The organism is Streptomyces sp. Rer75 (genome assembly GCF_013414305.1).
Lineage (GTDB): Bacteria > Actinomycetota > Actinomycetes > Streptomycetales > Streptomycetaceae > Streptomyces > Streptomyces himastatinicus.
This window is the reverse complement of record NZ_CP058693.1, coordinates 6,338,494-6,353,005: the sequence shown is the minus strand read 5'-3', so window position 1 is coordinate 6,353,005 and position 14,512 is coordinate 6,338,494. Positions and strand designations below refer to the sequence as shown.

The 14,512-nt window shown below is 71.1% G+C and carries 11 protein-coding genes; 4 read left to right on the top strand and 7 right to left on the bottom strand.

Translation table 11 applies throughout. From position 1 onward, the window contains the following. Positions 1–4: 4 nt before the first annotated feature. On the bottom strand, positions 5–1,870 hold the full coding sequence (gene typA / locus HYQ63_RS27535) for a translational GTPase TypA (RefSeq protein WP_179936574.1): 1,866 nt from the start codon (positions 1,868–1,870) through the stop codon (positions 5–7). 194 nt (positions 1,871–2,064) lie between these two features. Continuing rightward, entirely contained in the window at positions 2,065–4,083 is a 2,019-nt protein-coding gene (locus HYQ63_RS27530) for an ABC transporter family substrate-binding protein (protein ID WP_179936573.1), read from the bottom strand. 297 nt (positions 4,084–4,380) lie between these two features. On the opposite strand from HYQ63_RS27530, the gene HYQ63_RS27525 reads away from it, so the two are divergent. From HYQ63_RS27525 to HYQ63_RS27510, 4 genes are all read left to right on the top strand, one after another. Further along, positions 4,381–4,668, top strand: coding sequence for a hypothetical protein (locus tag HYQ63_RS27525; protein ID WP_179936572.1), 288 nt, complete (start codon positions 4,381–4,383; stop codon positions 4,666–4,668). A gap of 78 nt (positions 4,669–4,746) precedes the next feature. Then, a complete protein-coding gene (locus HYQ63_RS27520; protein WP_063735771.1) occupies positions 4,747–5,592 on the top strand; it encodes a hypothetical protein in 846 nt (281 codons plus the stop codon). A gap of 17 nt (positions 5,593–5,609) precedes the next feature. Next, the gene (locus HYQ63_RS27515) at positions 5,610–7,595 is read left to right on the top strand and encodes a fumarate reductase/succinate dehydrogenase flavoprotein subunit (protein ID WP_179936571.1); all 1,986 of its coding nucleotides are present in this window, start codon (positions 5,610–5,612) and stop codon (positions 7,593–7,595) included. Then, positions 7,592–8,362, top strand: a complete 771-nt coding sequence (locus tag HYQ63_RS27510) for a succinate dehydrogenase/fumarate reductase iron-sulfur subunit (RefSeq protein WP_179936570.1) — start codon at positions 7,592–7,594, stop codon at positions 8,360–8,362. The genes HYQ63_RS27515 and HYQ63_RS27510 overlap by 4 nt, the downstream gene beginning before the upstream one ends. A gap of 40 nt (positions 8,363–8,402) precedes the next feature. Here the strand turns inward: HYQ63_RS27510 and HYQ63_RS27505 are convergent, their stop codons facing one another. From HYQ63_RS27505 to HYQ63_RS27485, 5 genes are all read right to left on the bottom strand, one after another. Continuing rightward, a complete protein-coding gene (locus tag HYQ63_RS27505; RefSeq protein ID WP_179936569.1) occupies positions 8,403–11,093 on the bottom strand; it encodes a SpoIIE family protein phosphatase in 2,691 nt (896 codons plus the stop codon). A 169-nt stretch (positions 11,094–11,262) separates the two neighbouring features. Beyond that, complete coding sequence (locus HYQ63_RS27500) at positions 11,263–11,700, bottom strand: ATP-binding protein (RefSeq protein ID WP_179936568.1); 438 nt, start codon at positions 11,698–11,700, stop codon at positions 11,263–11,265. 144 nt (positions 11,701–11,844) lie between these two features. After that, positions 11,845–12,264 (bottom strand): (deoxy)nucleoside triphosphate pyrophosphohydrolase, encoded by a 420-nt coding sequence (locus HYQ63_RS27495; protein ID WP_123103370.1) that lies wholly within the window; start codon positions 12,262–12,264, stop codon positions 11,845–11,847. Between the two features lie 172 nt (positions 12,265–12,436). Next, complete coding sequence (locus tag HYQ63_RS27490; protein ID WP_063735773.1) at positions 12,437–12,622, bottom strand: SPOR domain-containing protein; 186 nt, start codon at positions 12,620–12,622, stop codon at positions 12,437–12,439. A gap of 148 nt (positions 12,623–12,770) precedes the next feature. Further along, positions 12,771–14,423, bottom strand: a complete 1,653-nt coding sequence (locus tag HYQ63_RS27485; protein ID WP_179936567.1) for an APC family permease — start codon at positions 14,421–14,423, stop codon at positions 12,771–12,773. Between the last annotated feature and the right edge of the window lie 89 nt (positions 14,424–14,512).

Sequence of the window (14,512 nt, the reverse complement as noted above, 5' to 3'; positions counted from 1 at the left end):
AACATCAACGCTTGGCGCGCGACGCGGCGCGGCCGCGCTCCTTCTGGTCCAGTACGACCTTGCGGATGCGGACCGTCTCCGGGGTGACCTCGACGCACTCGTCGTCGCGGCAGAACTCCAGGGACTGCTCCAGCGAGAGCAGCCGCGGCGGCACCAGGGACTCGGTCACGTCCGCGGTCGAGGACCGCATGTTGGTGAGCTTCTTCTCCTTGGTGATGTTCACGTCCATGTCATCGGAGCGCGAGTTCTCGCCGACGATCATGCCCTCGTACACCTCGGTGCCCGGCGAGGTGAACAGCACGCCGCGCTCCTGGAGGTTGGTCATCGCGAACGCGGTCACCGCGCCCGAGCGGTCGGCCACCAGGGAGCCGCTGTTACGGGTGCGCAGCTCGCCGAACCACGGCTCGTGGCCCTCGAAGATGGAGTGCGCGATACCGGTGCCGCGGGTCTGGGTCAGGAACTCGGTGCGGAAGCCGATGAGGCCGCGGGACGGCACGATCCACTCCATGCGGATCCAGCCGGAACCGTGGTTGGTCATGGTCTCCATGCGCCCCTTGCGGGTCGCCATCAGCTGGGTGATGGCGCCGAGGTGCTCCTCCGGCGCGTCGATGGTGAGACGCTCGATCGGCTCGTGGAGCTTGCCGTCGACCTCCTTGGTGACGACCTCCGGCTTGCCGACGGTCAGCTCGAAGCCCTCCCGGCGCATCGTCTCGACCAGGATCGCCAGCGCCAGCTCACCGCGGCCCTGCACCTCCCAGGCGTCGGGGCGCTCGGTCGGCAGCACGCGCAGCGAGACGTTGCCGACCAGCTCCTTGTCGAGGCGGTCCTTGACCAGCCGGGCGGTGACCTTGTGGCCCTTGCCGCCCTTGCCGACCAGCGGCGAGGTGTTGGTGCCGATGGTCATCGAGATCGCCGGCTCGTCGACGGTGATCAGCGGCAGCGCGATCGGGTTCTCCGGGTCGGCCAGGGTCTCGCCGATCATGATGTCCGGGATACCGGCCACCGCGCAGATGTCCCCGGGCCCGGCCACCTCGGCGGGCTTGCGGGTGAGCGCCTCGGTCATCATCAGCTCGGTGATGCGGACGTTGGAGATCGAGCCGTCGCGCTTGATCCAGGCGACGGTCTGGCCCTTCTTCAGCTCGCCCTGCTCGACGCGGAGCAGCGCGATCCGGCCGAGGAAGTTGTCCGCGTCCAGGTTGGTGACATGGGCCTGGAGCGGGGCGGCCGCGTCGTACTCGGGCGCCGGGACGGTCTCCAGCAGGGTGACGAAGAACGGCCAGAGGCTGTCGCTGTCGGCCGGGACGGTGCCGTCCTCCGGCTTGGTCAGCGAGGCGATGCCGTCACGGGCACAGGCGTAGACGATCGGGAACTCGATCTGCTCCTCGGTCGCGTCCAGGTCCAGGAACAGGTCGTACGTCTCGTTGACGACGTCGTCGATCCGGGAGTCCGGGCGGTCCGTCTTGTTGATGCACAGGATGACCGGCAGCTTGGCCTGGAGCGCCTTGCGCAGCACGAAGCGGGTCTGCGGCAGCGGGCCCTCGGAGGCGTCCACCAGCAGCACCACGGCGTCGACCATGGACAGACCGCGCTCGACCTCGCCGCCGAAGTCGGCGTGGCCGGGGGTGTCGATGATGTTGATGGTGACGGGGTCGCTGCCGTCGGCCGGGTGGTACTTCACCGCGGTGTTCTTCGCGAGAATGGTGATGCCCTTCTCGCGCTCCAGGTCGTTGGAGTCCATGACCCGGTCGTCGACCTGCTGGTGCGCGGCGAACGCACCGGCCTGCTTGAGCATGGCGTCGACGAGGGTCGTCTTTCCGTGGTCGACGTGGGCGACGATGGCAACGTTACGAATATCGTGGCGCGTGGGCATACGAGCGCGCTTCTCCCGGTTTCGTGGGTGGCAGCGCGCTCCTTGGTCCGGCGCGCCTTTCCGCCGGGCTGCTTACGCCACGGCCTCACCCCATGGTAAGGGGACGGCGCGGGGACGGATGCCGCCACCCGTCCCCGCGCCGTCCCGCGCCTGCATACCGCGGCCTCGCGCCCGCTCACCGCGCGGCCTCGCGCCTACTTACGGAAGCCGATGTCCTGGTAGCGGGGGGTGGCGAAGCCGAACGCTCCGGCGTTGCCCACCGTCTTCCGGACCGCGACCAGCTGCGGGGGCTGGTAGAGCGGGATCGACCCGGCCGCCGCCCAGATCCGGGCGTCCGCCCGGCCGACCAGGGCGCGCGAGGCGCCGCCGTCCAGCTCGGTGAGCGCCTGGTCGAAGAGCTGGTCGATCTGGTCCGTACCGACCCGGGTGTAGTTCTGCTCCACCACCAGCGAGCCGTCCGCGGCCGGCTGGGGCTTGGCGTAGATCGGGCGCCCGTCGGTCGCCGGGTAGGCGGAGGCGGGCCAGGAGTAGAGGGCCAGGTCGTACTTGCCGGTGGCGATGTGGTCCTTGAAGAAGGCGTCGCTCTTCACCGTGGTGATCTCGGTGCGGACGCCGATCTCCTCCAGCATCCGGCCGATGCGCTCGCCGACGGCGCGCAGCGAGCCGCCGGAGTCCGACGGGACGACGAAGCGCAGCACCAGCGGCCGTCCCTTCTTCTGCACGACGGCCGGGTGGGAGCGCCCGGACCGGCCCGCGTCGCCCGCGGCCGGGGCGGCACCGGAGGGCTTGCCCGCCTTGTCTGCGTTGTCTGCGTTGCCGTCGGCCGGGGCCGGCTGCTGTCCCTCGTCGTCCGTCTTGCCGTCGACCGACTTCTGGCGGGCGGACGAGCCGCCGGGGCGCCAGCCCGCGTCGGCGAGCAGGGACTGCGCGGCCTGGGTGTCGGGGCCGCCGAGGGCGCCGCTGTGGTCCTTGTAGCCCTTCTGCTCGGACATCAGCAGATGGTTGCCCAGCGGCTCGGTGGGCAGCCCGAACGGCTTCAGCACGAGCTTGGCGAGCGCCTGCCGGTCGATCGCGCGGGCCACCGCGCGCCGCACCCGCTCATCCGCGAGCGGGCCCTTGGCGCCGTTGATGGCGAGCTGGGTGTACGCGGGGTCCAGCGCCGTGCGCAGCGCGTACCTGCGCAGGGCCACGGCCTCGGACCGCTCGACCCCCCGCGCCTTCCCGGCCTCCGCCTGCTCGGCCTCCGCCCGGGCGCGCGTGGCGTCCGCGGCGTCCTGCGCGTGGGTCTCCAGCTTGGGCGCGCCCGCCTTGCCGGAGGGGTGCAGCTTGGCCCCGGCGGCCCGCTTACCCGAGGGCTCGGCGGCCTGGATGCGGCGCGCCGTCGACCGGTCGATCTCGGCCAGGTCGAGGGTCCCGTCGACCAGGGCGGCGGCCCGCTTCCGGGCCGGGACGGCCTCGAAGACCAGCCGGTGCAGCCGCGCCCGGTCGCCCCACCACTTGGGGTTCCGTACGAGGGTGACGGAGGTGTCCTCCACCGCGCGGACCATGAAGGGGCCGGAGGTGACGGCGAGCCCCTTGCGGGCCCCGGCGTTGAAGACGGCCGGGTTGCTCATCATGCTCTTCGGGTACAGCGGCGTGAACAGCGACCGCCAGTCGGTGTACGGCTTGGCGAAGGTGACCTTGACCTCGTGGTCCTTCTCCCCCGGCTGGATCCTGGCGATGCGGTCGTATCCGGCGTTGCGCGCGGTCCAGTAGGCGTTCTCCGTGCCGCGCAGGGCCTTCCACTGGGCGGAGAAGTCCTCCGCGCCGAGCGGGCGGCCGTCGCTCCACACCGCCTTGGGGTTGAGCTTGTAGACCACGACCTGCTTGGGCTCGCGCGAGACCACCTCGGCGGACTCCAGGTAGTCGGCGTTGCGCTGCGGGCGGCCACGGGCATCGAGGGTGTGGAGCGCGGGCAGCACCGCCCCGGCGACCCGCTCGGTGCCGGTGTCGGCGGAGGTCTGGAAGGCGTTGAAGGTCGCGGGCCGGGCGTCCAGCGCCCAGCGCAGCGTGCCGCCGGGGGCGGTCTGCGCGCGGGAGGCCGGGGCGATGTCCCGGGCCGCGGGCGACGGCGGGCCGTCGTCGTCGCCGGAGCTGCACCCGGTGAGGACGGGCAGCGGCAGCAGCACTCCCGCGGCGAGCAGCACGGCGCAGCGTCGCTTGTCGATGGACATGGCTCGTGACCTCCGGGGGGTGCCGATATTAAGCGCATTTCGCACATTTTGACGCCTGTCGCATATACTCCTTACTCAAAGCGACGGATCATGAGACAGCACCTCGGGACGGCCATGGAGGGGACAGGATCACCCGACCGGATCAGTACGACCGGCGCGCACCCCGGCGCACGGCGGCGTGATCACGCCGGTGACTCCGCCAATCGCGGCAGATCCCTTCCCAACCAGGACTGTGACGCGTAACACTCGCTGTCGCATGAGCGCCGCCAACCGCAACCGCGGAAGTGAGGGCAAGTCATGTCCTTGAACGACGACTTGACGGCCGTCCAACGCTGTCTCGACGAGCTGGTCCGTTCCGTCACCCGGCTGGAAGACCGGGTCGGCGCCGGCGGGCTGGAGATACGACGGGTCCGCACCGACGCGGACCACCTGCGCGAGAGTCTCGCCCTGCTGCGCGATACGGCCCCCGCCGCGGAGCGGCCGCGCCCCGAGATGGTCCCGGTCCCCGACGCGCCGTACAACAGCGCGCTGTGGTCGGACGTCGACGACGAGGGTCTCGGCGCGCGCGACCGTCACGCTCCCTAAAGGGGTCGCCCGGCGCGTACCCGGCCCGACGGGTCCGCACCCGACCGTCCCCCACACCACTCCACCGCGGAGTTTTCCTTGGCCACTGGCACCGACCCCCAAGCCGCCACGCCGTCCGAGCGGGAAGCGGCCACGAGCGGCGTGCGCAGCCCGTCGCGCGCCGCCATCCCCGCCCGCCATCTGCGGACCGACCGCTGGTGGCTGGCGCCCGCGGTCACCGCCGCCGGGCTGTTCGCGTTCATCGTGTACTCGACCTGGCGGGCCTTCGCCGGAGACAACTACTACGCCGAGCCGTACGTCTCCCCGTTCTACTCGCCGTGCATCGCGCAGAACTGCGTCCCCATGAAGGGCGGCGCGAACTGGGAGATCTTCGGCGCGTGGTGGGGCCTGTCCCCCGCCCTGCTGATCCTGATCTTCCCGCTCGGCTTCCGGCTGACCTGCTACTACTACCGCAAGGCGTATTACCGGGGCTTCTGGGCCTCACCACCGGCCTGCGCGGTCGCCGAGCCGCGCGCCAACTACACCGGCGAGACCCGCTTCCCGCTCATCCTCCAGAACATCCACCGCTACTTCTTCTACTTCGCGGTGATCGTCGCGGGGATCCTCACCTATGACACCGTGCTCGCCTTCCGGGACGAACACGGCCGGTGGGGTCACATGGGCCTCGGCACCCTGGTGCTGCTCGCAAACATCGCGCTGATCTGGGCGTACACCCTCTCCTGCCACTCCTGCCGGCACATCGTCGGCGGCCGGCTCAAGCACTTCTCCCGGCATCCGGTGCGCTACCGGCTCTGGGGCTGGGTCAGCTCGCTCAACGCGCGCCACATGCAGCTGGCCTGGGCGTCGCTGATCAGTGTCGCCGTCGCCGACTTCTATGTGTTCCTGCTGGCGAGCGGCGCCTTCGACGACCCCCGGTTCTTCTAGGAGAGGTGCCTTCAACGATGACGCAAGTCGAACGTCAGGCCTGGGACGTGGTCGTGATCGGCGCGGGCGGCGCCGGGCTGCGGGCCGCGATCGAGGCACGCGAACAGGGCATGCGCTGCGCCGTCATCTGCAAGTCGCTGTTCGGCAAGGCCCATACGGTGATGGCCGAGGGCGGCATCGCCGCCAGCATGGGCAATGTCAACGCGGGCGACAACTGGCAGGTGCACTTCCGCGACACCATGCGCGGCGGCAAGTTCCTCAACCACTGGCGGATGGCCGAGCTGCACGCCCAGGAGGCCCCGGACCGGGTCTGGGAGCTGGAGACCTGGGGCGCGCTCTTCGACCGCACCCCGGACGGCAGGATCTCCCAGCGGAACTTCGGCGGCCATGAGTATCCGCGGCTCGCCCACGTCGGGGACCGCACCGGCCTGGAGCTGATCCGCACCCTCCAGCAGAAGATCGTCTCCCTCCAGCAGGAGGACAAGGCCGAGACCGGCGACTACGAGGCGCGGCTCAAGGTCTTCCAGGAGTGCACGGTCACCCGCATCGTCAAGGACGCGGCGGGCGAGCGGGTCGCCGGGGTCTTCGGGTACGAACGGGAGTCCGGCCGCTTCTTCGCGATCGAGGCCCCGGCCGTGGTGCTGGCCACCGGCGGCATCGGCAAGTCCTTCAAGGTGACCTCCAACTCCTGGGAGTACACCGGCGACGGCCACGCGCTGGCCCTCCTCGCCGGGGCCCCGCTGATCAACATGGAGTTCGTGCAGTTCCACCCGACCGGCATGGTCTGGCCGCCCTCGGTCAAGGGGATCCTCGTCACCGAGTCGGTGCGCGGGGACGGCGGGGTGCTGCGCAACAGCGACGGCAAGCGGTTCATGTTCGACTACATTCCGGACGTCTTCAAGGAGAAGTACGCCCAGTCCGAGGACGAGGGCGACCGCTGGTACGAGGACCCGGACCACAACCGCCGCCCGCCCGAGCTGCTCCCCCGCGACGAGGTGGCCCGCGCCATCAACTCCGAGGTCAAGGCGGGCCGCGGCTCCCCGCACGGCGGCGTCTTCCTCGACGTCTCCACCCGGATGCCCGCCGAGGTGATCACGCGGCGGCTGCCGTCCATGCACCACCAGTTCAAGGAGCTGGCCGACGTCGACATCACGGCCGAGCCCATGGAGGTCGGCCCCACCTGCCACTACGTGATGGGCGGGGTGGACGTCGACCCGGACACCGCGGCCGCGAGCGGCGTCCCCGGCCTCTTCGCCGCGGGCGAGGTCGCGGGCGGCATGCACGGCTCCAACCGGCTCGGCGGCAACTCCCTCTCCGACCTGCTGGTCTTCGGCCGCCGCGCCGGGCTCCACGCGGCCCGGTACGCACAGGAGACCGCCGCGTCCGGCTCCCGCCCGGTGCCCGACGACGCCCAGCTGGACCTGGCGGCGGCCGAGGCGCTGCGGCCGTTCAGCGCCGAGGACGGCGAGGTGCCGTCCGCCGTATCCGCGGGCTCCGCGGCTGAGCAGCCGTCCAGTCCCGCCGAGAATCCGTACACGCTGCACCAGGAACTCCAGCAGACCATGAACGACCTGGTGGGCATCATCCGGCGGGCCGGTGAGATGGAGGACGCGCTGCACCGGCTGGCGGCGCTGCGGGTCCGGGCGCGGCGGGCCGGGGTCGAGGGCCACCGGCAGTTCAACCCCGGCTGGCACCTGGCCATCGACCTGCGCAACATGCTGCTGGTCAGCGAGTGCGTGGCGCGCGCCGCCCTGGAGCGCACCGAGAGCCGCGGCGGGCACACCCGCGACGACTATCCCGAGATGGACCGCGAATGGCGCCGGGTCAACCTGGTCTGCCGCCTCTCCGACCCGTCGGCCGGTCTCGCCGCGCCGACCGATCCCGGGCGCGGGCAGATCCGGCTGGAGCGGCGCGAGACGCCGCCCATCCGGCCCGACCTGCTGAACCTGTTCGAAAAGGACGAGCTGGTGAAGTACCTGACGGACGAGGAGCTGACCCGGTGAGCGCGTACGAGGCCCACTTCCGGGTGTGGCGGGGCGATGTGGACGGCGGCGGTCTGCGGGACTTCCGCGTCGAGGTCAATGAGGGCGAAGTCGTTTTGGACATCGTCCACCGCCTCCAGGCGACCCAGGCACCGGACCTGGCGGTCCGCTGGAACTGCAAGGCGGGCAAATGCGGCTCGTGCAGCGCCGAGATCAACGGACGACCGAGGCTGCTGTGCATGACGCGGATGTCGATTTTCAGCCGCGACGAGACGATCACCCTGACGCCGTTGCGGGCCTTCCCGGTCGTCCGTGACCTGGTCACGGACGTGTCCTACAACTACGCCAAGGCCCGGGAGGTGCCGTCCTTCGTCCCGCCGGAGGGCCTGGGCCCCGGCGAGTACCGGATGCAGCAGGAGGACGTGGGGCGCTCGCAGGAGTTCCGCAAGTGCATCGAGTGCTTCCTGTGCCAGGACACCTGTCACGTACTGCGCGACTTCGAGCAGAACAAGGAGGCGTTCGCGGGCCCGCGCTTCCTGATGCGGGTGTCGGAGCTGGACATGCATCCGCTGGACGCGGCGGGCGAGGCCGGGATCGACCGCAAGCGGGCCGCCCAGGACGAGCACGGTCTCGGGTACTGCAACATCACCAAGTGCTGCACGGAGGTCTGCCCCGAGGGGATCAAGATCACCGACAATGCGCTGATCCCGCTCAAGGAGCGGGCCGTGGACCGCAAGTACGACCCCCTGGTCTGGCTGGGCAACAAGATCCGCCGCCGGGAGGGCTAGCCTGGCGTCTCGCGGGCCCGTGGTGACACGGGCCCGCGCCTCACCACAGGCTGAGCAGCGCTTCCACCGAGTCCGGCCCCGAGGACTCGCCGTCCGGGAGGGCCAGCTCGAACCAGACCGTCTTGCCGTGCGGGGTGCGGCGGCTGCCCCAGCCCGCGCTGAGGAGGCCGACCAGCTGGAGCCCGCGGCCGCCCTCGTCGGTGTCGCGGGCGCGCCGCCGCCGCGGCTGGACCAGGTTGCCGTCCCAGACCTCGCACACCAGCGTCCGGTCCAGCAGCAGCCGTAGCCGTATCTCGCCCTCCCCGTACCGCAGCGCGTTGGTCACCAGCTCGCTGACCAGCAGCTCGGTGGTGTCGACCAGGCCCTCCAGGCCCCAGGACTCCAGCTGCTCACGGGCGAGTTCCCGGGCCCGCCCGACCGACTGCGGGTCGCTGGGCAGGTTCCAGTCGCCGACCGACCCGCTCGGCAGGCCCTGCACCCGGGCCATGAGCAGGGCGATGTCGTCCTCGCCGTGGTGGGTGTCGAGGCTGCTCAGGACGTGGTCGCAGATGTCCTCCAGCGAACTGTCGGGACGGTTGGCGCCCTCGTCGGTGGACAGCGCGGTACGGAGGTCCTGGAGCCCCTCGTCCAGGGCGTGGTCGCGGGATTCGACGAGGCCGTCGGTGTACAGGGCCAGCAGCGCGCCGTCCGGCAGCTCGACCTCGATCTCCTCGAACGGCTCGCCGCCGACCCCGAGCGGCATCCCCGGCGGCACCTCCATCAGCAGGGCGCCCTCCCCCGGTTCGACCAGGCCGGGCGGCAGATGGCCCGCGTTGGCGAAGGTGCAGCGCCGGGTGACCGGGTCGTAGACGGCGTAGACGCAGGTGGCGAGGTAGACCTCGGACAGGTCGGAGGAGCCGTCGGCGGACCGCCCCGCGGCCCGCGCCCCGGCGGTCGAGCCGCCGGGCGCGCCCAGCCCCCGGGCGATCTCGTCCAGCGCGGACAGCACCTCGGCGGGCTCCAGGTCCAGCAGGGCCAGGGTGCGGACGGCGGTGCGCAGCTCGCCCATCGCGACGGCGGCGCGCAGGCCGCGCCCCATCACGTCGCCGACCACCAGCGCGGTGCGGTGCCCGGGCAGTTCGATGACGTCGAACCAGTCGCCGCCCACCTCGGTGGCCGCGTTGCCCGGCAGATAGCGGCAGGCGATATCGAGCCCGGCGGCCTCCGGGTCGCCGGGCGGGAGCAGGCTGCGCTGGAGGATCAGCGCGCGCTCGTGTTCTCTGCGGTAGAGCCGGGCGTTGTCGATGGAGACGGCGGCGCGGGCGGCCAGTTCGACGGCGAGCGCCCGGTCCCGTTCGCCGAAGGGTTCGCTGCCCTTCGTACGGGAGAACTGGGCGAGGCCGACGACGGTGTCGCGCGCGACCATCGGCACCAGGAGCGTGGACTGGAGCATGGTGCCGAGTTCCAGGCCCTCGCCGCTGTCGCGGCCGGTGACGACCCGGACCTGGGCGGTGCGCAGGGCGTGGGCGCACAGCGAGTGGAAGGGGTAGCGGTGCACCTCGCCGACCTCGATGGGCTTGGGCAGCTCGCCCTGGCCGCTGTCGTCGGTGCGGTAGACGTCGCCGAAGGCGACGGGGCCGTCCGAGACGGCGCTGGCGAAGGCGACGCGGCGCAGCTCGGCGCTGCCGTCGGCGAGCCCGGGCGGGGTCTCGTCACCGGACAGCAGCCCCTGGTAGAGGTCGACGGAGGCCAGGTCGCAGAACTGCGGGACGGCCACGTCCAGGAGTTCGCGGGCGGTGGTCTCCAGGTCCAGCGAGGTGCCTATTCGGGCCCCGGCCTCGTTCAGCAGCGCCAGGTTGCGGCGTACGCCCGCGGCCTCCTGCTCGGCGCGGCGGCGGCCGGTGACGTCGGTGGCGAGCCCGGCGATGCCGATGGGGCGGCCCGATCCGCTGTGCAGCCGGTACAGCGACACCGACCAGCGGCGGCGGTCATGGCTGCCGGGGACCGGGCCCATGATCGGCATGTCCGTCAGGGAGCTTCCGCTGTCCAGGACTTGGCGCAGGGCGGCGGCGAGCCGGTCGGCCTCGCCCCGGGGCAGCAGATCGTGCGCGGTGGCGCCGCGGTACTCCTCGACCGGGCGGCCGAAAACCGTCGCAAAGCGCTCGTTGACGCGGAGCATGCGCAAATCTGTACCGAACAGAAAGAAACCAAGCGGAGATTGACCGAAAACGGCCTGTGAGGCGGCAAGATCGGTTTCCAGTCCGCGCAGCGCGCCCACATCGACGGCGATACAGAGCGCGGTGCGCTCCCCGTCCTCGTCCTGGCTCGGCATCACATACACCTCGGCGATGCCGACTCCGCCGGGTGCCTGGGGGCTGCGGTAGGGGACCAGGCCGGTCCACTCCCGGCCGTCCAGGATGTCGGCGACCTTGCGGCGGCCGGTCTCCCGCAGCTCAGCCGGTACGAAGGCGTCCACCGGGTCCTTGCCGACGGCCTGGGCCGCCGTCAGTCCCAGCAGCTCGGCGGCGCGTTCACTCCACTGCGCGATACGGCCGTCGGACCCGAGCGAGAAGGAGGCGATACGGATGTAGTCATAGATCGATCCGGGCGGACTGCTCTGCCACACATCGGACAGCGAGCCCAGCACCGACCCCGACACCGATCCAGGCATTGATGACATTTGCGACACGGGCGACACCTGCGAACCGACCGTCTCCTCGGGGATATCCGCCCCCGCTGGCTTCTCGCTCATGCGCCCGTCCCCTCCGGCTCAGGTGCTCCGACCGGCTACAGATAGCCGAGTATCCAGCACCACGGCCATCCGGAGTACGGTCTTCACGATCACAGCACTATCTCAGCCCGCAATCCGTTTCCGTCCCGGCTTTTGATGAAGCGCTCAAGATCAGCGCTCCCCCTCACTCCTAACCGGGGAGAGGCAGCTCGAACCACACCGTTTTTCCGGCCCGCCCCCGACGGGTGCCCCAGCGCAGCGCAGCCCGGGCGATCAACTCCAGCCCCCGGCCGCTCTCGTCCTCCGGGGACGCCGTACGCGCGTGCGGCGGATCGTCCAGCGGGTCGGACACCTCGACCATCAGCACGGAACGCGGCACGCCGGTTTCGCGACGGGCGTACATGCGCAGCCCGATCGGGCCACTCGCGTACCGCAGGGCGTTGGTGACCAGTTCGCTCACCAGCAGCGCCGTCACATCGCCCAGCGCCGACAGCCCCCAGTCGTCCAGCGCCTGCCGGACCAGGCAGCGGGCGGCGCGGGCGGAGCCCGGCTCGGCGGGGAAGACCCACTCGACGAAACCGGGGGTGGGCCCGGCGGCCGTCCCTGCGCTCTCACTCACGCCGATCACTTCCCAGCCGCTACCAGCCGCCGCACGGCCCCGCCGAAATGGAGGGATTCAGACGGTTCAGAGGGGTTAATCAGCACATACCCGAATCCCGGGCCCGGTACCGCCCCGGACCGTCCCGGCAGGGCCGAATGAGCTCACAGGGGATCAGCGGGCGCGCGGACGGGGGTGTTCCGCGGCGCGCAGCCGTCGGACCGCCTCCGCCACCGCGGGCCGGTCCTCATCCAGCCAGTCGACCTCGTCCACCCGGTCGGGGGTCAGCCAGCGCAGCTCGTCGTGGTCCTCCAGCGGACGCGGCTCGCCGGAGCGCAGCGCGGCGGTCCACACCCGCAGGACGTAACCGGGCTTCAGCGGCCACTCGCCGGGCAGCGGCTCCAGCGGCTCGACCTCGACGCCCAGCTCCTCGCGCAGCTCCCGCACCAGGGCCTGCCGCGGCGTCTCACCGGGCTCGGCCTTGCCGCCGGGCAGCTCCCAGCGCCCGGCCAGCTCGGGCGGGGCGCTGCGCCGCGCGGCCAGCAGCCGCCCCCGGTCGAACACCGCTCCGCCCACCACCACGCGCACCGTCATGCCCGCACTCTAGGGGGTGTCCGCACAGCCCCGCCGGGCCCGCACAGCCCCGCCGGGCCCTCGCGCAGAGCCCGGCGGGCCGGATTCTCCCGCCCGGACGAACGGGAGACTCCGGCCCGCCGGCAGCAAGGCCATGTACAGGTTGTACGGACGGCACCTCGGACGGACGGCGTCAGCCTGCCTGCCCGGTCGCGGCGGTCCGCTCGACGACGTAGAGCTGCTCCTGCCCCTGGTCGTCCAGTCGGTCGGCGACCTCCTGGGCCTCCGTCCGCGTGGCGTAGCGGCCGACGCGATAGCGGTTGCCGTTGCCGTCCTGGCGGATGACGAGCCATGGCAGCACAGCGTTGCCGTCACTCATCTCTCCGCCCCCTCCGTTGTGGCGCACCCGGGCACGCGTCTGGGCGACACCGTTAAGGAAATCCCGTTCCGCATATGCCCGAGCCTACGCCCTACCTTCACGCAGCGGATACGTGTTCTCACAACGAGGCACGCATCCGGCCACGCGCTCAACGGCGCGCGGAGACCGTCTCCCGGTCCGCCTCGCCGGTCAGCTCCTCGGCCGTGGTGTCGGCCAGCTCGCGCTCGGCCTCCAGCAGCGTGGGATTGCGCCATGCGCTGCGCACGCCCCAGACGTAGAAGCCGAGTGCGATCAGGGTGACGACCAGGATGTCCCAGCCCTCGGGCAGATAGCCGCGGCCGCCGAACTCCTTGCCGCCGGCCCACGACACCGCGGCCATGACCAGCAGATAGGCCACCATCCAGGCGCCCGCCGCCAGATGCGGCTTCAGCTCGGCCCACGGCTTGCGCAGCTCGTACCAGGCCCAGATCGGCAGGCCGATCGCCATGATGAAGATGACCTTGCCGGTGAGCGGCCAGCGGGCCCAGTAGAGGACGAGCGAACCGAAGACCATCGCGATCGGCGCGATGACCGGCATCGCGCGCAGCTTCACCGGACGCGGCAGGTCCGGGGAGAGCCGCCGCAGCGACATCACGGCGACCGGGCCGGTGATGTACGAGATGACGGTCGCCACGGAGACGATCTCGGCCAGCGAGCCCCAGCCGCGGAACACCGCGAGGAACGCGAAGGCGATCACCAGGTTGAGCACCAGCGCCGGACGCGGAATACCGGTCTTCGGGTCGACCTTGCCGAAGACGCCGGGCAGGTGGCCGTTCTCCTGGACGCCCTGGACCATGCGGGAGGTGGTGGCCGCGTAGATCATGCCGGTGCCGGACGGGGAGACGAAGGCGTCCGCGTACAGCAGCAGCGCCAGCCAGTTCAGCCCCCAGGCGAGGGAGAGGTCGGCGAGCGGGGAGTCGTACGAGAGCTTCGCCCAGCCGCCGTGCGCGAGGTCGGCCGCCGGGACGGCGGTCAGGAACGCGACCTGGAGGGCCACGTAGATCACCAGCGCGATGAGGATGGAGCTGATGACGGCCTTGGGCAGCGACTTGCCCGGGTTGCGGGCCTCGCCCGCCATGTTCAGCGGCGACTGGAAGCCGTTGTACGCCCAGACGATGCCGGAGACGGCCACAGCGGTGAACACCGAGTTCCAGCCGTTCGGCGTGAAGCCCCCGTTGCCGGTGACGTTGCCGGTGTCGAAGTGCGCCATCAGCAGGGCGCCCGCGGTCAGGGCCGGGACGACGAGTTTGAAGACGGTGATCGCGGTGTTGGTCTTCGCGAAGAGGGTGATCGCGAACCAGTTGAGGAAGAAGTAGAAGACCAGCAGCACGGACGCGAGCGTGACACCGGTGCCGGTCAGCTCCTTCCCGTCGTACAGCTCCTTGGCCCAGCCGAAGTCCCAGGAGCTCATGTACTGGACGGACGCGGTCGCCTCACCGGGGATGACGGAGACGATCGCGATCCAGTTGGCCCAGGCGGCCAGGTATCCGGCCAGCGAGCCGTGCGAGTACTGGCCGTACCGCACCATGCCGCCGGCCTTGGGGAACATCGAACCGAGTTCGGAGTACGTCAGGGCGATGGTCAGGGCGACCGCCGCTCCGATCACCCAGGCAAAGATGGCCGCCGGGCCCGCCAGCGCCGCGGCCCGCGCGGCGCCGAACAGCCAGCCGGAGCCGATGATCGAACCGAGGCCCACCGCGGTGAGGGCCACCGTGCCGAGTGACCGTTTGTAATGCGAGTGGGAACCCTGCTCCGTGGTCAACGCCCCTCACGCTCCTTTCGCCCCCCAGACCTGATGCAAACCGCGCCATCGTACAAGCGAAATAAGGGTGCGCTTTACGGGCTTGAGGC

Bases quoted from the DNA above. Each gene is read 5' to 3' on its own strand.
- typA (WP_179936574.1), bottom strand. From the start codon at position 1,870: ATGCCCACGCGCCACGATATTCGTAACGTTGCCATCGTCGCCCACGTC.
- HYQ63_RS27530 (WP_179936573.1), bottom strand. From the start codon at position 4,083: ATGTCCATCGACAAGCGACGCTGCGCCGTGCTGCTCGCCGCGGGAGTG.
- HYQ63_RS27525 (WP_179936572.1), top strand. From the start codon at position 4,381: ATGTCCTTGAACGACGACTTGACGGCCGTCCAACGCTGTCTCGACGAG.
- HYQ63_RS27515 (WP_179936571.1), top strand. From the start codon at position 5,610: ATGACGCAAGTCGAACGTCAGGCCTGGGACGTGGTCGTGATCGGCGCG.
- HYQ63_RS27505 (WP_179936569.1), bottom strand. From the start codon at position 11,093: ATGAGCGAGAAGCCAGCGGGGGCGGATATCCCCGAGGAGACGGTCGGT.
- HYQ63_RS27495 (WP_123103370.1), bottom strand. From the start codon at position 12,264: ATGACGGTGCGCGTGGTGGTGGGCGGAGCGGTGTTCGACCGGGGGCGG.
- HYQ63_RS27490 (WP_063735773.1), bottom strand. From the start codon at position 12,622: ATGAGTGACGGCAACGCTGTGCTGCCATGGCTCGTCATCCGCCAGGAC.